This is a genomic window from Catellatospora sp. IY07-71 (genome assembly GCF_018326265.1).
GTDB lineage: Bacteria > Actinomycetota > Actinomycetes > Mycobacteriales > Micromonosporaceae > Catellatospora.
This window is the reverse complement of the sequence record NZ_AP023360.1, coordinates 3,027,515-3,044,619: the sequence shown is the minus strand read 5'-3', so window position 1 is coordinate 3,044,619 and position 17,105 is coordinate 3,027,515. Positions and strand designations below refer to the sequence as shown.

Sequence of the window (17,105 nt, the reverse complement as noted above, 5' to 3'; positions counted from 1 at the left end):
GTCAGCGCAGCCGGTGCCGCGCCCCGCCGCCCGACTGGACCGGAACCCGGGCCGCCGCCTCCGCCGCCTCCGCCAGCGACGCCACGTGCGCGGCCAGCCGGTCGCTGGTCAGGTCGCACGCGGTGATGTCGGTGACGGCGAGCCACGACATGTGCACGCCGCCGTCGGCGGAGATCGTCGCCGACCAGCGGGTGCTGGTCGGGTGGGTCGCGACCACGGCCACGCCGACCCGGCCGAGGTCGGCCAGCAGCGCGTCCAGGTCGCGCAGTTGCTCGGTGTGCTCACCCCACGGGTCGGCGACGAACAGCAGCTGGATGCCCCAGGCGTCGCCGGTGACGTTGTTGACGCGGGCGGTGGGCATGTCGGCGGTCTGCGAGTCATGCAGCACGGCGGCGTTGGCCGCGGCCCGGCGGCTGATCCGGGCCAGCGCGTCGCTGACCGAGGAGCTGGCCCGCACCCGGTCGCTGAGCGAGCCGAGCGCGCGCAGGTCCGCGCCGCTCAGCCCCGCCACGGTCACCGCCGCGCCGTCGGCCCAGCTCGCCGTCGCGGCCTCCGCGGCGAGGTAGCGCAGCAGGTCGTCGCAGCGCTGCGGGTCACCGCACAGGGTCAGCAGGCCGGTCCGCTCGCCGTCGACGAACAGCTCGCCGCCCTGCGGCCAGACGCCGATCTTCAGCAGGCCGGGCAGCAGCGACGGCGTGTCCACCCGGTCCGGCAGCCAGGCCGAGCCGGCCAGCGACCAGGTGTTGGGCCACTGCATGTCGAACGGCTCCGGCGGGTCGGCGCACGGCGCGGCCAGGATGATGGCCAGGTCGCCGCCGTGCTCCCAGGCCGCGGCGATGTCGGGCATCTCCCACGGAGCGCGCCCGCGCAGGCCCGCGGTGAGCTGGCGCAGCCCGGCATCGAGCCGCTCGGCGGCGCGGTGCCGCGGCGGCCGGGCCGGGCGCACGGGGGTACGCAGCCCGCCCACGCCGCGCCGCCGGCCCACCCGCAGCCGGTGCAGGCGGCGGATGCGGCGGCGCACCACGAGGTGGCCCGCGAGCACGGTGGCCAGGGCCAGCCCGGCGCCCGCGGCGAGCACCTTGGTCTGCCCGAGGCCCGGGTCGGTCTCGTCCAGCGGGATCGGCTCCGGCCTGGGCGCTGCTCCGGGCACCACGACGCCGGGCGGGGTCTCCACCCCGGACGGCGACGCGGCCGGGGTCGACGCGGCCGGGCTCGGCGCGACCGGGCTGGCCGACGGCGCGACCGGGGACGGGCTGGGCGGCGGCGTGGGCTGCTCCGGCGCGGGCGGCGGCGGAGCGGGCGGCGTCTCCGGCACCGCGGGCAGCAGCAGGCGGCCGGTGGCGTGGCGGATGGCGCCGTGGTCGTACGCGTCGACGGGCAGCACGATGCGCCAGCCGGGTTCGATGTGGTCCGGGTTCTTGATCAGCTTCGGGTTCAGCGCGGCGAGCTGGTGGTAGCGGTCGAAGTCACCGGTGAAGCGCTCGGCGATGCAGCCGAGGTAGTCGCCCTTCTTCACCACGTACACCGGGCGCTCGACGCGCTGGCGGACCGGGGCCGGGGCCTGCCGGACGGCGGCGGTCGCGGCATGCGCCACGGGGGCGCCCGCGACGGCGGTGTACGGCGGCACCGGGGCCACGGCCGGAGCGGCGGGCGCGGCCCATACGGCGGTGTCGCGGGCGACCGGCGGCGCGGCCCAGGTGGCCGTGTCGGGGCTGGCCCACGGCGAGATGTCACCCCGCACCACGGCGGGGGCCGCGGCGACGGGCACGCTGGCGATGGCGCGCAGCGGCGCGGGGGCGGGCAGCGCGGCGGCGGCGGCCAGGTTGGCCCCGGCGAACACCGCGACCAGGGCGCCCACCAGGCCCGCCGCGACGCGCTGCTGGAGGCCGAGGCCGGGCAGCCGGATCGCGCGGCGACCGCGCAGCCGCGCGACGATCTCCACCAGGACGCTGAGCGTGAACGTCGCCCAGGCGATCCAGCCGGCGATCGCCAGCGCCCGCAGGAACAGGTCGCCGTTGTCGGGCGAGGTCAGCAGGGTGCCCAGCTCGTCCAGGGTCGGGACGTGGCGGGGCAGCGGGTTGCCCGCGAACTTCACCAGCGCCACCGGCACGCCGCCGACGACCGCGGTGAGCGCGATCAGCGACGCCAGCCCGGTGAGCAGGCGCAACGTCCAGTGGGGCCGGGTGCGCCGGACGTCTGTCATGGTCTCCGCCCTTTCCGTGTCGCCGCGCGGGGTCTAGCCGATGAGGATGGTCGCGGTCGCCTGGCCGGTGGCCGTCCAGGTGGGACCGTCGAGGAATTCCAGGTGGGTCGGGTTGTCGTAGCGGATCGTCGCGACGACGGTGACCTGCTGGCCGTCGGGTGAGACGGTCACGGTGCCGGTGGCGCCGACCGCGTCGAGGTACGCCTGGGCGGCCGTGGCGGCCAGGGCCGGATCGATCACCTTGCGGCCGCCCTGGATGGCGCTGCCGGGGGCGATGGCCTGCCCGGCGGTGCGGGCGGCCTCGGCGGCCACGTTGTCGGCGCGCTGGTACGCGCGCACCCGCCCGCCGCCGACGATGACCAGGCCGAGCATCGCGATCCAGGCGGGCGCGATGATCGCCACGAAGATGGTGACCTTGCCGCGGTCGTCCCTGATCATGTCCGGCTCCGGTAGGTGTCGAGCGGGCTGGTGAACTCGGAGGTGAGCCGGGCGCTGCCCGGCATGCCCGGCAGCGCGATGTCGGCGAACTCCGCCTCGCAGGTGAGCCGGACGGTCACCGTGGCGGGCTGGCCGACCGGGACGGAGAAGCCCCTGGTGTCCACGGTCACGGTGAGCGTGCGGCAGGTGATGCCCTCGGCGGCGAACGAGGCCGCCGCCGCGTCCCGGCCGCGGCTGGCCGCCGTCGCGGCGGTGCCGGACAGGCTGGCCGTACGCGCCGCGTTGTACGCCGCGGCCTCGGTGGCCTGCCGGGCCATGCTGAAGCGCCCGGCGATGATGACGCCGATGAAGAACACGAGCACGACGGGGACGAGGATGGCCAGTTCGATGCTGGCCGACCCCCGGTCGCGCGGTGTGCTCGTCACGGGATGAACCTCTCCACGGGCCCGCTGGCGCTCTGCTCCACCTCGAAGCTGACCAGCGGGAGGATGCTCGTCGCCCGGCCGGTGACGGTCACGGTGACGCTCTCGGCGCCGGTGCGCACGTTGATCACCGGGTCCTCCAGCCCGACCCCGATCCGCTCCAGGAAGTCGCGGGCGTTCGACTCGCCGGTGCCGGCCGGGCTGCCGTACACCCGCGCCGCGTTGGCGCCCTGGGTGGCCGCGCCGAGCGCGATCGAGCGGGCGTAGAACACCAGCGCCGCCTGCACTACCAGGAACGTGAAGATGAGCAGGGGCAACGCGATGATCGCCATCTCGACGGTGCCCGCTCCCCGGTCGCGCGCACGGCGCGCCGCCGGCCGGCCCGTCCGGGGCCGGCCGGCGATCGCGGTCGTGTCCACCTGCACCGCCTACGGCATCGCGTCGGGGATCAGGTCGACCCAGTCCTCACCGACGGCGAGGATCAGGCCGCCGATGGTGATGGCGGCGGCGGCCATCATCGCGATCATGACGACGTGCGGGATGGGGCCCTCGCCGCGGTCGCGCAGCGCCGGGTCGGTGAGCACCCGCAGCCGCGCCGCCAGCGCCGTGTAGACCTTCAGGGACATGGTGACTCCTCTCTAGTTCTGACTGAACAGGCTCGTCATCAGGGGATATCCGACGAGCACGAGCAGAATCAAGATCATCATGGTGGATGGGATGTCCAGCTTGGACGTCCTGGTCTTCGCCGTCTCCAGCGCCGCCACCCGGATCTGGTCGCGCAGCGACGCCGCCTGGGCGCGCAGCGTCTGGTACACCTGCGCGCCGTCGTTGCCGGCGCTGCGCATGATGTCGGCGAAGCCGGTCAGCTCCACCACGCCGATCCGCTCCGCCAGCGCCTTCAGCTCGTCCCACGGCGGCCGCATCTGCAGCTGCGCGGTCAGCAGCGCGGTGCGCAGCCGGGTGTACGGCCAGCCGTCGCAGATGTTCGCCGAGCGCTCCATCGCCTCCACCGCGCCGTGCCCGGAGCGCACCTGGTGCGCCGTGAGCGTGGCGTACGTGCACAGCGCCCGGGCGAACTCCTTGCGCGCCAGCCGCGCCCGCGAGCGCATGTCGTAGTGCGCCAGCGCGCCCGAGCCGAGGCCGAACAGCAGCGTCGCGGCGACCGGCACACTGGGCGGCAGGCTGACCCGGAAGACCAGTGCCAGCACCGTCGCCAGCACCGGGATCGACAGCCCGAGCAGCGCCGACAGCGCCACGCTCATGACGTGGCCCTGCGCGGTGCGGTCCAGGATGGCCAGGTCGGCGGCCGGCAGCCGGAGCCGCTCGTACCAGTCGCCCCGCGCCGCCGCGGCCTCGGCGGCCCGCAGCTCGGCGGCCGGATGGTCGGCGGCCAGCGTCGGGTGCAGCCGCCGCAGCGCCGGGCCGAGCGCCGGGGTGGCCGGCACGAACAGCGCGGCCAGCAGGTACACCCCGTACCCGGCCAGGGCGCCGCCCGCGACGGCCAGCGCGAGCCACAGGTTGCCGGCGAACACGGTCACGGCGTCACCGCCTCGGCCCGCTCCGGCGCCCGGCTCTGCCGCCGCTGCGCGCTCAGCAGGCGCGGCATGCGGTCGGGCAGGGTGAGCCCGCGGATCCACAGCATCAGGAACACGTAGAAGGCCGCCAGCACGGCCAGGATCACCTGGCCCAGCGGGGTGCGGTACGGCGCGGCGTAGCCGGAGTTCAGCGCCCCGAAGGCGAGCAGCGCCACGGTGGTGCCGGTCAGGAAGCGCACGGTGAACCGGGCCGACGAGCGCTCGCTGTCCACGGTCGCCCGCGCCACGATCTCCTCGGCCAGGCCGTTCGCGATGTCCAGCAGCGCGTGGTAGAGGCCCTCGCCGCCGTCGGCCGACTGCATGATGAGCGGCGCCACCACCTCGTCGCTGCTGTGGTCGCCGATGTCGTCGGCGAACAGCCGCAGCGCCGCCTCCAGGCCGGTGCCCGCCTGCAACCGGGCCGCCAGCGTGCGCACCTCGGGCGCGAGCAGCGGCGGCGCGGTGCGCGCGCTGGCCACGATCGCGGCCTGCAGGCCGATGCCGTTGCGCACGTAGTCGCCCACCCGCCGGGTCCACGCCTCCAGCGCGCTCAGCCGGGCGAGCGCCCGCTTCTCCGCGGTGGCGGCCGCGAACAGCCACGGCACGCCCGGGATGGCAAGGGCCACGATGATGCCGCCCACCGGCCAGCCGGTGACCAGCCAGGCCGCCGCCCCGGCGACCACCGCCAGGATCAGCACGCCCTGCCGAGCGCGCCGCTGCCGCAGCGTGCGCCCCTGGCCCTGCCACATGCGCCGCACCGCCGCCCAGAACGCCGAGCGGGGTGGGGCCGGGCGGGTGGTGCCGACCACGAACATGATCGCCAGCACGATGCCGCCGCCCGCGGCCAGCGCGGCCAGCGCCGCCAGGATCTGGATCACGAGCGCACCCGCTTGGTGTGCAGCTCCCGCGTCCACGAGCCCCGGTTGTGCGGCCCCGCCTCGATGTACGCGATCAGCTCGCGCGGGTCGTAGCCCACGTCCATCAGGTCGTCGCGGATGCGCTCGGGCAGGTGCCGGGGCACCGCGCGGCCGTCCGCGCCGGGCCCGAACACGGTGGTGGTGACGACCCGGCCGTCGCGCATGCCGCCCACCTCGATGACGTGCGAGACGAAGCGGTGCTCGCCGCCGCCGATGGCCCGCTCGTCCACCACCGAGGTGTAGACGATCAGGTCGATGCCCTGCGCGGCCATGCGCAGCGCCTGCTCGGCGCCGATGTCGTTGCCGTACGAGCAGGCCAGCTGCACGATCGAGTCCATCACCTCGCGGGCCTGGCGGGAGTGGATGGTGCACATGGCGCCCCGGCTGACCGTCATCGCGCGCAGCATCGGCACGATCTCCCGGCCGCGGGTCTCGCCGACGATCACCCGGCGCACGCCCAGCCGCTGGGTGATCGGCATCATGTCGTGCAGCGTCTTCTCGCCGCGCCGCTTGCCGTTGGCGTCGTACTCCCCGTGCCCCTGCAGGGACTCCAGGCTGATCACCCAGTTCTCGTCGCCGGGGTGCACCGTCTCGTGCAGGCCCAGCTCCCGCGACTCCTCCAGGGTGATGTACGGCTCCCCGGCCGGGATGGTGCGCGCCAGCGCCCGCAGCAGCGTGGTCTTCCCCGACGCGGCCAGCCCGGCGATCATGATGTTCGCCCCGGCGTCCAGCGCCTTGGTGAGGAACCGGTACAGCAGCAGGTCGATCATGCCCCAGCGGTCGCGCAGCTCCTCCAGCGTCGCCGTGAACAGGCTGTGCTTGCGGATGTAGACCACCGGGCGCGGCGACACCTTGTAGAGCACCGTCATCCGGGAGCCGTCGGGCAGCTGCATGTCCAGCTCGGGATTGGACTCCGAGAGCTGGCGCTCGGTGGCCGCCACCCGCATCGCCAGCACCTGCAGCATGCCGATCAGCTCGTCGTCGGAGTCGGCCACCGGCTCGCCCCGGCTGCGGCTGCCGTCGGCGTGGTGCAGCAGCACCTGGTCGCAGCCGATGATGTGCACGTTGGTGACCTTCGGGTCGTCCAGCAGCCGCTGCAGCCGACCGGCCCCGAACATGCCCGCCACCACCGCGTCCAGCAGCGCCTGCTCGGTCGCCGGGCTCACCGGCTGGCCCGCGTGCGCCATCGCCACCACGTAGTCGGCCATGACCTCGCGGCCGATCCGGGCGGCGGTCTCGCGCCGGTGCGCGGCGGTCACGTTGGCCGAGTCGGCCAGGATGCGGGTCAGCGTCTCGGTGACCCGGGCCTGCAGCTGGCGGACCACCGCGTAGTCGACCGGCACGGCGGCGGCGTGCGGCGCGGGCGGCGGCGGGTACGCGACCCGCGCGTGCCCGTTGACCCGCGGCGCGGCGGCGGCCTCGGGCGGGATCGGCACGAACCGGGGCGCGGTCACAGCGTCACCGGCAGCTGCTCGGTGTCGCGGCGCGACAGCGCGCTGTCCATGCGCTGGGCCCCGATCCGCTCGGTCACCGCGTCGTACGCGGCCGCGCCGTGGCGCATCAGCGGGGCCCGGCGGCGTCCCCGGCCGTCGCCGCACAGCGCGGCGGCGGTCTGCGGGTCCCACGGCAGGCTCGCCACCACCGGCGCGCCCAGGTGCCGGGAGATCTCCCGGGAGGCGATGCCGCCGCCGACGAGCAGCAGGCCGACGTGCTGCTGGACGAAGCCCTCCGGCAGCTGGCGCCGCAGCGCCGACAGCGCCGACACCGCGGGCGACACGGTACGCAGCGAGTGCGCGCGCAGCGTCAGCAGCACCAGGTCCGCCTGGGCCAGCAGCGACCAGGGCGGGTGCGCGGCGGCCAGCCGTCCGCAGTCGGCCAGCACCGTCCGCGTCGTCATCCGGGAGAAGAACTCGCCCAGCGCGGTCCAGGCCAGGTTCAGCGAGGCGCTCTGCGCGGGCTCGGTCAGCCCCGGCAGCGCCATCCGCTGCTGGCGGGGCGCGTCCAGATCGATCAGGTTGCCGGTCAGGTCCTGGTCGGCGGTGCCGCGCAGCGCCGAGGAGGCCAGCGGCAGCACGCCCCGGTCCGGCGGCAGCTCGTAGCGGGCCAGGTAACCCGCCAGCAGGTCGCCGCCGGCCGGGTCGCACTCGGCCAGCAGCACCGGCGCCGGCCAGGTCAGCGTGAAGGCCAGCGCCGCGGTGGACACCCCGGGCGAGCCCTTCGCGGAGATCATCGCGATCAGCGTCATCGCGGCCCGCTCACGAGCCGTCGAGGGAGAGCACGACACGGTCGTCGGCGGCCAGCGCGGCCACCGTCGGCGCGTCCACCGTGGCCACCTCGACGTCGATCACCGTCTGGCCGGAGCGGGTGCCGGGCGAGATGCTGATGATGGTCGCGGTGATGGTCCGCGGCGGCACCAGGTCGGGGCCCTGCACCCCCTCCTCCGCCTTGTCGTCGGCGCCCTTCTTCGGCACCACCACCAGCAGCACCTTTGCCCCCACGGTCAGCCGCGACGCCGACGGCATGCGGTCCTCGCCCAGCGCCAGGCCGATCAGCTGGTGACCGGGCGCGGGCACGGGCGTGTCGGTGACCTGCTCCAGCGTGATGAGGGTGCCCGGCACCAGCGCCATCACCGCGCGCTTGCCGATCACGTCGCCGGAGTCGCGCGCCGCGACCGGGCGCAGCCCGACCGCCTCGTTCACCCGTACCACCACCAGGTCGGCACGGGTGATCTCGGCGCCCTTGCCGACCGGGCGCGCCACCGCGAGGAAGTCGTGCGTGCTGCCGATGCGCTGGGCCACGTACGCGGCGGTCAGCGCGCCCACGATGATGAGCACCGCGGCCAGCGCGCCCTGGGCCACCGAGCGGCGGCGGGGCGCGGTGCGCGGCACCGCGATCGGGACGGCGGGCAGTGCCCTCGGGGGTGCGGTCGTGCTCATGCCTTCTCCTCGCCGTGTTGCTGGCCATGAGCAGGCGGGACCGGGTGCCGACCGCTCATGAGTTGACCACCTGCAGCTCGTCGATCTGCAGGAAGACCGGCCCGGACTCGCGCACCCGGTTCAGCACGCCGGACTGGCCGCCGCCGGACCAGGTCACCCGCCACAGCGTCTCGGCGGTGATCCGGTACTTGCCGCCGGACCGGTCGCGCGAGGGCTGGGTGTACTTGTGGCCGCAGGACGACGTGCGGTTGCCGTACTCCGGGCGGTAGGCCGAGCCCGGGGAGCGGCACACCACGGTGCGGCCGTCACCCATGTGCCAGCGGATCTCCACCGCCCGCGCGGTCGCGGTCACCGACAGGCCCGGCACCGAGACGGTCCGCGAGATCGGCCCCCAGGTGCGCGCCGTGCGCGGCGTCCACATCCACACCGGCAGGCCGACCAGGCCCACCCCGGTCGCGGCCGGTGCGGTCCTGATGTCGGGACCGGTGATGGGGAGCTGATTGATGGCCCGCACCGCCAGCTCCATGGGCGTGGGCATCCCGCCGTATCCCGGCGGCGGGCTGGTCAGATAGCGCGTGGTGCCCTGCTGCCAGCCCGCGGACAGGCCGCCCCAGCACCAGACCGCGTACATGAAGCCGTTGGCCGGATCGTGGCCGCCCCACACGGGATCGTCGTCGGACAGCGACAGCCGGTTGTAGTAGCAGCTGTCCACGTGGTTGAACCAGCCCATGCCCGGCCGGTAGCAGGCGATGACGCCGAGGCTCTCGTGCTCGCAGGTCGCCGAGCCGCCGCCCCCGCCGCCACCTCCCCCGCCGCCGCCTCCGCCGCCGCCTCCGCCGCCGGTGACCACCAGGATGCAGGGGCCGTTGTTGGGCGGGCAGTAGATGTAGTCGGCGTGCGCCGGGCTCGGCGCGACGACCAGGGTCAGGGTCAGCGTGACGGCGGCCGTGGCGAGACCGCCGAGCAGCCGGGTCAGCGCGCGCCGGGTCAGCATGACGCCGCCCGGTCGGTGTGCGAGTCCACCCAGCGCCAGGCGCCGTCGGGGTAGAGCCCGGCGCGCAGCGTCACCGGGTAGCGGTGGTTCTGGCCGGGTGCGGCCACGGACTTGCGGGTCTTGCGGTCGACGGTGTCGACGGCGGCGTCGTCCACACAGGCCTCCACGACTATCGAGGTGGCGCTGACCGAGACCACCCGGCGCAGCGTGACGGTGGGGCGGCCGGTGCGGACCAGCCCCTGCTCGGCCATCAGGTCCAGGTCGCGTTCCAGCAGCGCCATGTAGCGGCCGCCCGCGTACGGGTACATCGGCCGCCGGGTGGCGTCGGCGTTCCAGTCGTACCTCCCGGTCTGACCGGCGACGAGATAGATGCTGTTGAGCTTGAGGAAACCCGTCCACGCCGCGTCGACCGAGCGCTGCTCGTCGGCGCTGAGCGACGGGCCGGGCTGCGGCTTGGCGGCCGGCGGGCGGCTCGGCGCCGCCTGCGGCTCGGGCACCTCGCGGGAGCAGCCGGGCAGGACCGACGACAGGATCGCCGCCAGCGCGACGGCGGCGGCCGCCGATCGTCCTCTTCGGATGTACGGATTCATGCGCCCCCCTCGCCCCGGCGAGTCCGCTGAGTCCTTTTTCGTCTACTTGAAATCGTTGCTGCTCAAGCGCTTCCCCCAGCGCCAGACGGCCGATCGTACGACGAAACATGCCGATATAACAAGGGGTGATCATTAACCACACGGACAGTATTTGACAACGGTTCCGGTCTTTACATCCCACGATCATCTGTTTTGGAGCGTCCACCGATTGTCCTGAACAAGACAGCTTTCACATCGAGACTCGCAAATGGGAAGGACGGCCGGAGCCGGCGACGAATACGGCAGCCGGGGAGAAATGCGATAACCGTCAAATCGCCATCATCCGGCGATAGGATGACAACTTACCTACAGGGGGTGATCGCCGTGGTGACGACGAGCAGGGGTACGGGATTCGCCGACCAGACCGCCCGGCTGCCGGAGCTGCTGGACTGGTTCCGGCACATGCGCGAGGCCGACCCGGTCAGCTGGGACGAGCACTACGGCGCCTACCACGTCTTCCGGTACGCCGACATCGAGAAGGTGCTCTCCGACCCGGTGACCTTCTCCTCCGACCTGACCGGGCTGATCCCCAAGCAGGAGGAGATCGAGCTGTTCAGCCGGGGCAACTTCGTGCGCATGGATCCGCCGAAGCACACCAAGATGCGCCGCCTGGTGAGCAAGGCGTTCACCCCGCGCGTGGTGGCCGAGCTGGCGCCGCGCATCGCCGGCATCACCAACCGGCTGCTTGACGACGTCGCCGGCCAGGGCGAGTTCGACCTGGTGCAGGCGCTGGCATACCCGCTGCCGGTGACCGTGATCGCCGAGCTGATCGGCGTCCCCGCCGCCGACCGCGACCGCTTCCGCCGCTGGGCCGACGGGCTGCTCGACGCGCAGGTCCCGGACACCGCCATCCCGGACGAGAAGATGATGCAGCAGGCCGGGGCCCGGTTCCGCGACATGATCGACTACCTGCTGGCGCACATCCGCGACCGGCGCGCCCACCCTGCCGACGACCTCACCGACGCGCTCATCAAGGCCGAGGTCGACGGCGAGAAGCTGACCGACGAGGAGATCGTCGGCTTCCTCGGGGTGCTGCTCATCGCCGGGCACATCACCACCACCACGCTGCTCACCAACACGGTGCTGTGCCTGGACGAGCACCCGCTGGCCGCCGCCGCGCTGCGCGGCGACCCCGCGCGCATCCCGGCCGCGCTGGAGGAGGTGCTGCGCTACCGCTCGCCGTTCCCGCGCCTGGCCCGGCTCACCACCACCGACGCCACCGTGGCCCAGCGCCTGGTGCCCGCGGGCAAGGTGCTCATGCTCTGGCTGGCCTCGGGCAACCGCGACGGCGCCCAGTTCGTCGAGCCCGACGCCTTCCACATCGACCGCAACCCCAACCCGCACCTGAGCTTCGGCCACGGCATCCACTTCTGCATCGGCGCCCCGCTGGCCCGCCTGGAGGCGCGCATCGCCATGGAGATCCTGCTCCGCCGCACCACCGACCTCCGCGTCGCCGACGGCGTCCAGGCCTACGACCCGCGCATCATGACCGGCGCCAAGCTCCTCCCCCTCCGCGCCCTCTGGGCATGAAGGAAGGGCACCTTCTTATCGTTTTCCGTAGAAGAAGGTGCCCTTCTTAACCCGCTGCCCGCTCCCGCCCGCCACCACTTCGGTCAAGATCGCCGGTTCGTGTCAGAACCTGTGGCCTGACCTGACCAAGCGACACCAAACGGTGATCTTCACACCGGCACGCCCCGGGCGCGCCGGCCGACCGCTCTCCTACCGGCTTGAGACTGGAAAAACGGACGCCGCCCGGGGACGACGCCTGGTTGTCCAGGCATGTCCCAGGCGGCGCCGCCATGGGGTGGGGATGGGTGGGGATGGGGTGGGATGGGTGCGGGTGTGGTCTAGAAGGCCGGGGCGTACATCTCGTTGACGACGCTCAGCACGTCCGCGATCGAGGTGCGGGCACGGGTGGCGATGTGCTCGACGGGGGCGTTGCTGGCGAACGCCTCGCGGATCGCCGAGCGCAGCGAGCCGTGGTGGTCCTCGCCGGCCGCGACGGCCTGATCGATCAGGCACAGCGCGTGGTCCGCGGTGACGTACATACTCATCTCCCTGCTTCGGCTCGTCGTGGTCCCACCTCGTCGTGGTGCCCTCAACTTTCCGGCACCGGGGCGGCCGAAACATCCGCCACCCGGCGGTAGCGCGCGCCCGTTACCTGCACTTTCACATACTGAAGGCGCCTTCACGACCGGTTCGTCCGGTAAATGAAGGCGCCTCCGGCCGACCTCACCCGGGGTGTACGCCCACCGCGTCCCGGATCTTGAAGCCCTCCCGCGCGTCGGCGGAGCGGGCGCAGTGCGCGCAGCAGTAGAAGTGCCCGGACACCTCCACCCCGTGCCCAATGATCTTGCAAGCGCAGTGCTCGCAGACCGGCGCCAGCATCTGCACGGCGCACTCGAACGAGTCGAACACGTGCACCGCCCCACCCGCCGTGTGCACCTCGAACGACAACCAGTAGTCGTTCTTGCAGACCTCGCACGTTCCCATGGCAACCCCTCCTTGGTTGACTCGTTCCCAGTCTCGGGTGCCCGGCAGCCGGTCAGCGGCAAAATGACCTGTTTGCCCTGTAAGAGGGCCGCACCTGGGCGTACGCAGCCGTGCGTACGCCCACGCGCGGATGCGGCTGGAGCAGCGCGGTCCGTACCCTCGGCCTGTGCACCTGCTCCACCGGCTCACCGCCCGCCCCCGCCTTTATGACGCCGTCCTTGCCCTGGTCGTCGGGGCGGCCGTCGTCGCGGGCTCGCTGCCGACGCAGGGTGAGCAGCCGGAGCGCCTGCACCTGGACGTCACCGCCTTCGCGCTGCTGGCCGCGGGCGCCCTCGCGCTGGCCGTGCGCCGCCGGTGGCCCGTGCTCACCTGCCTGGTGACGTTCGCCGTGGTCGTCGTGTTCATCCACGCCGGGTATCCGTACGGCCCTGTCTTCGCGTACGTCATGTTCGCCGTGTACGCCCTGGCCGCCTGGCGGCCCGCACGCCACGCCGTGCCGGTCACCGCGCTGATGATCGCCTGCTACCTGGGCCTGAGCGCCTGGGTCGAGCGGGAGCCGGACGGGCTGTTCTTCAACCTGGTCACCACCTCGTTCTGGCTGGCCACCCCGCTGGTCACCGGCATCGCGGTGCGGCTGCGGCGCGAGGGCCTGGAGCAGACGCTGGTCGAGGAGCGCCGCCGCCACGCGTACGAGGAGCGCCTGCGCATGGCCCAGGAGGTGCACGACGTCGTCGGGCACAGCCTGGCCGTGATCAGCATGAACGCCGGCGCCGCCCTGCACGTGCTCAGCCGCCGGCCGGGCGCGCCGCAGGTGGAGGAGTCGCTGCGGGCCATCCGCCAGACCAGCACCGCCGCCCTGGACGAGCTGCGGGTCGCCCTGTCCACGTTCACCGGCGCGGTCGCCGCGCCCGACCGGCCCGCCGCCGGGCTCTCCCTGCTGCCCGGTCTGGTCGCGGCCACCCGCTCCGAGCGGCTCGCGGTCGAGCTCACGGTCACCGGGACGGCCCGGCCCGTGCCGCCCGCCGCCGACCTCGCCGCCTTCCGGATCGCCCAGGAGGCGCTGACCAACGTGCTGCGCCACGCCGGGGCGCGCCGGGCCGCGGTCGTGCTCGCCTACACCCCGGACGGCGTCGAGCTGACCGTCACCGACGACGGCCGCGGCGGCGCCCCCCAGCCCGGCGGCTCCGGCCTGGACAGCATGCGCGAACGCGCCCGCGCCCTGTCCGGCACGCTGACCGCCGGACCGCTCCCCGGCGGCGGCTTCCAGGTCCACGCCGCGCTCCCCTGCCCGGCACGACGCGACCCGGAACCTGCCCCCAGACCCGCGCACCTGGCCGGATCAGACCCGAACCCCACCTCCGACCCCGGGCGCCGGCCCGCACCCGACCCGAGACCGGTGCGCCAAGGCGAGCCTGATCGGGGACCTGCCGCCGAACCCGCACGATCGGCCGAAGCCGCCGGGGCCGCCGCATGATCAGGGTCGCGCTCGCCGACGACCAGGCGCTGCTGCGGCTGGCCATGCGCACGCTCATCGACTGCGAACCCGACCTGGAGCTGGTCGGGGAGGCCGAGGACGGCGCCGCCGCGCTCGACCTGGTCGCCGCCCGGCAGCCGGACGTGCTGCTGCTCGACATCCGCATGCCACGGCTGGACGGGCTGGAGGTGCTGCGCCGCCTCGACGGCCCCACCCGCGTCATCGTGCTCACCACGTTCGAACTGGACGAGTACGTGTTCGAGGCGCTGCGGGCGGGGGCCTCCGGCTTCCTCACCAAGGACGCCGAGCCCGCCGAGCTGCTGCGCGCGATCCGGGTGGTGGCGAACGGCGACTCGCTGCTCTCGCCCGCGGTCACCCGCCGGGTGATCGAGCGGTTCGGCGCGGCACCCGGCGCGGCGCCGCCGCTGCGCGTACACCCTGATCTGCATCTGCTCACCGAGCGGGAACGGGAGATCGTCGGCTGGGTCGCCACCGGCCTGTCCAACGACGAGATCGCGGCCGGTCTCGTGGTCAGCCCCGCCACGGTGCGCACCCACGTCAGCCGCGCCCTGATCAAACTCGGCGCGCGCGACCGCGCCCAGCTCGTGGTCATCGCCTACCAGTCCGGCGTACCCATCCCCCGCTGAAGATCGTCCGACTTGCCGGGCAGACGGGCGTATCTTGAGCCGCATTCCCCCATGTGCCAGGCAAGTTGCGCGATCTTGGGCGGGGCACGCGCGGCGCGGCGCGGCGCGCGGGTGGGTGGGCCGCGCGGGTGCGTAGGGGCGGATACGCGCTGGAGGTGACGCGCGCGACGGGGCTCGGCGGCGAGCCTGGGCGGGACCTCGACCCGAACAGGAAGGCCGTTCCATGCCCACCGTCTGGCAGCGGATCTCCACCGCGCCCGCCGGCCGCCGCACCGCCTGGTCCCTGCTGACCGGCTGGCTGCTCGTCGCCGTCTGCGCCGTCATGTTCACGAACCTCGGCGACGTGGAGACCAACGACGTCAGCTCCTGGCTGCCCGCCGCCGCCGAGTCCACCCGCGCGCTGGAACTGGCCACCGCCGAGTTCCCCGCCGCCGAACCCGACCAGCTACTGCTGGTGTACGCCCGCGACGGCGGCCTGACCGACGCCGACCGCGCCGCCGCGACCGCCGACGCCACCGCGCTGGCCGCCCTGGCCGCGGGCCCGATCCCGGAGCCGGTCCCGTCGCGGGACGGGGCCGCCCTGCTGCTCGCCGTGCCGCTGAGCCCGGCGCAGGCGGCCGAGGAGGCGATCGGGCCGGTGCTGGCGCAGGTACGCGAAGCGCAGGCCGACGGCCTGCCCGCCGGGCTGGGCGCCTGGGTCACCGGCGGCCCGGCCGCCGGGGCGGACTTCGACGCCGCGTTCGACTCCCTCGACATCACGCTGCTGGCGGTGACCGTCGGCGTGGTCGCCGTCCTGCTGCTGCTCACCTACCGCAGCCCGGTGCTGCTGCTGATCCCGCTGTTCGCCGTCGGCGTGGCCAGCCGCCTCGCCGAATGGCTGGTGCAGCTCGGGGCCGAGCACCTCGGCCTGGTCGTCAACGGGGCCAGCGCGGGCATCCTCACCGTGCTCGTCTTCGGCGCGGGCACCGACTACGCGCTGCTGCTGATCTCCCGCTACCGCGAGGAGCTGACCCGGCACGCCGACCACCGCCACGCCATGCGCCTGGCGCTGCGGCACAGCCTGCCCGCGATCATCGCTTCCGCCGTGACCGTGATCCTGGCCCTGCTCACGCTGCTCTTCGCCGGGCTCAACTCCACCCGCGGCCTGGGCCCGGTCGCCGCGCTCGGCATCCTCTCCGCCCTGCTGGCCATGACCACCCTGCTGCCCGCGCTGCTGGTGATCTGCGGCCGTCGCGTGTTCTGGCCGCTGATCCCCGCGGTGCGCACCGAGCCCGTGCCGGACCGCAGGCCCGGGCCCTGGGCGCGCACCGCCGGGTTCGTCGCCCGGCACTACCGCCCGATCTGGATCCTCACCGCGCTCGGGCTGGCCGCACTCAGCCTCGGCGCCACCACCCTGACCACCGGCGTACGCCAGAGCGAGTCCTTCACCAGCAAGCCCGATTCGGTGCGCGGCTTCGAGGCGCTCGCCGCGCACTACCCCGCCGGGGCCGGCGACCCGACCGAGCTGTACGCGAACACCCGGCACGCCGACGCGGTCGCCGCCGCCGTACGCGCGCTGCCCGGCGTCGCCGAGGTCGGCCCCGCCGAGCCGTCGGTCGCGGGCGGCTGGACCCGGCTGCGCATCGTGCTGGCCGACCCGCCGTCCAGCGACCGGGCCGAGCAGACCGTGCTGCGGCTGCGCGAGACGGCCCGCGAAGCCGACCCGTCCGCCCTGGTCGGCGGCGCGACCGCGCAGGAACTCGACCAGAACACCACCATGGACGCCGACCTGCGCCTGATCATCCCGCTGATCCTGGTGGTGGTGCTCGGTGTGCTGATCGTGCTGCTGCGCGCGCTGGTCGCGCCGTTGCTGCTGCTGGCCAGCGTGCTGCTGTCGTTCGGGGCGGCGCTGGGCGCCTCGGCGCTGGTGTTCCACGCCATCGGCTTCCCCGCGATCGACCGGTCCGTGCTGCTGCACGGCTTCCTGTTCCTGGTCGCGCTGGGCGTCGACTACACCATCTTCCTGATGACCCGGGCCCGTGAGGAGAGCGCCGCGCTCGGCCACCACCGGGGCATGTCCCACGCGCTGGCCGTCACCGGCGGCGTCATCACCAGCGCCGGCGTCGTCCTGGCGGCCACCTTCGCGGTCCTGTCCCTGATGCCGATCGTCTTCATGATGCAGGTCGGCATCCTCGTCGGCCTCGGCGTCCTTTTGGACACCTTCGTGGTCCGCTCCCTGCTCGTCCCCGCCCTGATCCACCACACCGGCCCCCGCGCCTGGTGGCCCTCCCGCCCCTGACCCCACCCCGCCCCGGGGCACCCGCCCGCGGCGCCCCGCCCGCGGCGTCGATCTTGCGCGAACTGTGGGGATGACACGCCCCTATCGGACAAATCCCTAA

18 protein-coding genes are annotated in these 17,105 nt (G+C 73.9%); 4 read left to right on the top strand and 14 right to left on the bottom strand.

What is annotated here, in order from left to right; translation table 11 throughout:
* Window position 1 precedes the first annotated feature (1 nt).
* The 12 genes from CS0771_RS13850 to CS0771_RS13795 are packed head-to-tail and all read right to left on the bottom strand — an operon-like array spanning window position 2 to window position 10,074.
* A complete protein-coding gene (locus CS0771_RS13850; RefSeq protein WP_212841344.1) occupies window positions 2-2,203 on the bottom strand; it encodes a LysM peptidoglycan-binding domain-containing protein in 2,202 nt (733 codons plus the stop codon).
* A gap of 33 nt (window positions 2,204-2,236) precedes the next feature.
* Window positions 2,237-2,641, bottom strand: coding sequence for a TadE/TadG family type IV pilus assembly protein (locus tag CS0771_RS13845; protein WP_212841343.1), 405 nt, complete (start codon window positions 2,639-2,641; stop codon window positions 2,237-2,239).
* Complete coding sequence (locus CS0771_RS13840) at window positions 2,638-3,066, bottom strand: TadE family protein (RefSeq protein WP_212841342.1); 429 nt, start codon at window positions 3,064-3,066, stop codon at window positions 2,638-2,640. Before CS0771_RS13840 ends, CS0771_RS13845 begins: the two co-directional genes overlap by 4 nt.
* The gene (locus tag CS0771_RS13835) at window positions 3,063-3,482 is read right to left on the bottom strand and encodes a TadE family protein (RefSeq protein ID WP_212841341.1); all 420 of its coding nucleotides are present in this window, start codon (window positions 3,480-3,482) and stop codon (window positions 3,063-3,065) included. The genes CS0771_RS13840 and CS0771_RS13835 overlap by 4 nt, the downstream gene beginning before the upstream one ends.
* A 9-nt stretch (window positions 3,483-3,491) precedes the next feature.
* The gene (locus CS0771_RS13830; protein WP_212841340.1) at window positions 3,492-3,689 is read right to left on the bottom strand and encodes a hypothetical protein; all 198 of its coding nucleotides are present in this window, start codon (window positions 3,687-3,689) and stop codon (window positions 3,492-3,494) included.
* A gap of 12 nt (window positions 3,690-3,701) precedes the next feature.
* Window positions 3,702-4,601 carry a type II secretion system F family protein gene (locus tag CS0771_RS13825; RefSeq protein ID WP_239125957.1) on the bottom strand — a complete coding sequence of 300 codons (900 nt, stop codon included), beginning with the start codon at window positions 4,599-4,601 and terminating at the stop codon, window positions 3,702-3,704.
* Complete coding sequence (locus tag CS0771_RS13820; protein WP_212841339.1) at window positions 4,598-5,515, bottom strand: type II secretion system F family protein; 918 nt, start codon at window positions 5,513-5,515, stop codon at window positions 4,598-4,600. The genes CS0771_RS13825 and CS0771_RS13820 overlap by 4 nt, the downstream gene beginning before the upstream one ends.
* Window positions 5,512-7,008, bottom strand: coding sequence for a CpaF family protein (locus tag CS0771_RS13815; RefSeq protein WP_212841338.1), 1,497 nt, complete (start codon window positions 7,006-7,008; stop codon window positions 5,512-5,514). The genes CS0771_RS13820 and CS0771_RS13815 overlap by 4 nt, the downstream gene beginning before the upstream one ends.
* Window positions 7,005-7,784 (bottom strand): ParA family protein, encoded by a 780-nt coding sequence (locus CS0771_RS13810; protein WP_212841337.1) that lies wholly within the window; start codon window positions 7,782-7,784, stop codon window positions 7,005-7,007. The genes CS0771_RS13815 and CS0771_RS13810 overlap by 4 nt, the downstream gene beginning before the upstream one ends.
* Window positions 7,785-7,809: 25 nt before the next feature.
* Entirely contained in the window at window positions 7,810-8,490 is a 681-nt protein-coding gene (locus CS0771_RS13805) for an SAF domain-containing protein (protein WP_203749839.1), read from the bottom strand.
* A 55-nt stretch (window positions 8,491-8,545) separates the two neighbouring features.
* Window positions 8,546-9,484 carry a hypothetical protein gene (locus CS0771_RS13800; protein WP_212841336.1) on the bottom strand — a complete coding sequence of 313 codons (939 nt, stop codon included), beginning with the start codon at window positions 9,482-9,484 and terminating at the stop codon, window positions 8,546-8,548.
* Window positions 9,478-10,074, bottom strand: coding sequence for a hypothetical protein (locus CS0771_RS13795; protein ID WP_212841335.1), 597 nt, complete (start codon window positions 10,072-10,074; stop codon window positions 9,478-9,480). Before CS0771_RS13795 ends, CS0771_RS13800 begins: the two co-directional genes overlap by 7 nt.
* Window positions 10,075-10,407: 333 nt before the next feature.
* Between CS0771_RS13795 and CS0771_RS13790 the strand changes: the two genes are divergently transcribed.
* Window positions 10,408-11,643 carry a cytochrome P450 gene (locus CS0771_RS13790; RefSeq protein ID WP_212841334.1) on the top strand — a complete coding sequence of 412 codons (1,236 nt, stop codon included), beginning with the start codon at window positions 10,408-10,410 and terminating at the stop codon, window positions 11,641-11,643.
* Window positions 11,644-11,960: 317 nt separating this feature from the next.
* Here CS0771_RS13790 and CS0771_RS13785 read toward each other — a convergent pair whose 3' ends face one another.
* Window positions 11,961-12,161, bottom strand: a complete 201-nt coding sequence (locus tag CS0771_RS13785) for a hypothetical protein (protein WP_203749827.1) — start codon at window positions 12,159-12,161, stop codon at window positions 11,961-11,963.
* Window positions 12,162-12,345: 184 nt separating this feature from the next.
* Complete coding sequence (locus CS0771_RS13780) at window positions 12,346-12,606, bottom strand: Prokaryotic metallothionein (RefSeq protein WP_203749824.1); 261 nt, start codon at window positions 12,604-12,606, stop codon at window positions 12,346-12,348.
* A 166-nt stretch (window positions 12,607-12,772) separates the two neighbouring features.
* Here CS0771_RS13780 and CS0771_RS13775 point away from each other — a divergent pair, with 166 nt between their 5' ends.
* From CS0771_RS13775 to CS0771_RS13765, 3 genes are all read left to right on the top strand, one after another.
* Window positions 12,773-14,080: a sensor histidine kinase gene (locus tag CS0771_RS13775; protein WP_212841333.1), complete on the top strand. Its 1,308-nt coding sequence runs from the start codon at window positions 12,773-12,775 to the stop codon at window positions 14,078-14,080.
* Window positions 14,077-14,727, top strand: coding sequence for a response regulator transcription factor (locus CS0771_RS13770; protein ID WP_212841332.1), 651 nt, complete (start codon window positions 14,077-14,079; stop codon window positions 14,725-14,727). The genes CS0771_RS13775 and CS0771_RS13770 overlap by 4 nt, the downstream gene beginning before the upstream one ends.
* A gap of 223 nt (window positions 14,728-14,950) precedes the next feature.
* On the top strand, window positions 14,951-17,005 hold the full coding sequence (locus CS0771_RS13765; RefSeq protein WP_212841331.1) for an MMPL family transporter: 2,055 nt from the start codon (window positions 14,951-14,953) through the stop codon (window positions 17,003-17,005).
* Window positions 17,006-17,105: the final 100 nt, after the last annotated feature.

Bases quoted from the DNA above. Each gene is read 5' to 3' on its own strand.
- CS0771_RS13785 (WP_203749827.1), bottom strand. From the start codon at position 12,161: ATGTACGTCACCGCGGACCACGCGCTGTGCCTGATCGATCAGGCCGTC.
- CS0771_RS13810 (WP_212841337.1), bottom strand. From the start codon at position 7,784: ATGATCTCCGCGAAGGGCTCGCCCGGGGTGTCCACCGCGGCGCTGGCC.
- CS0771_RS13765 (WP_212841331.1), top strand. From the start codon at position 14,951: ATGCCCACCGTCTGGCAGCGGATCTCCACCGCGCCCGCCGGCCGCCGC.
- CS0771_RS13800 (WP_212841336.1), bottom strand. From the start codon at position 9,484: ATGCTGACCCGGCGCGCGCTGACCCGGCTGCTCGGCGGTCTCGCCACG.
- CS0771_RS13830 (WP_212841340.1), bottom strand. From the start codon at position 3,689: ATGTCCCTGAAGGTCTACACGGCGCTGGCGGCGCGGCTGCGGGTGCTC.
- CS0771_RS13845 (WP_212841343.1), bottom strand. From the start codon at position 2,641: ATGATCAGGGACGACCGCGGCAAGGTCACCATCTTCGTGGCGATCATC.
- CS0771_RS13805 (WP_203749839.1), bottom strand. From the start codon at position 8,490: ATGAGCACGACCGCACCCCCGAGGGCACTGCCCGCCGTCCCGATCGCG.
- CS0771_RS13790 (WP_212841334.1), top strand. From the start codon at position 10,408: ATGACAACTTACCTACAGGGGGTGATCGCCGTGGTGACGACGAGCAGG.
- CS0771_RS13850 (WP_212841344.1), bottom strand. From the start codon at position 2,203: ATGACAGACGTCCGGCGCACCCGGCCCCACTGGACGTTGCGCCTGCTC.
- CS0771_RS13795 (WP_212841335.1), bottom strand. From the start codon at position 10,074: ATGAATCCGTACATCCGAAGAGGACGATCGGCGGCCGCCGCCGTCGCG.
- CS0771_RS13770 (WP_212841332.1), top strand. From the start codon at position 14,077: ATGATCAGGGTCGCGCTCGCCGACGACCAGGCGCTGCTGCGGCTGGCC.
- CS0771_RS13780 (WP_203749824.1), bottom strand. From the start codon at position 12,606: ATGGGAACGTGCGAGGTCTGCAAGAACGACTACTGGTTGTCGTTCGAG.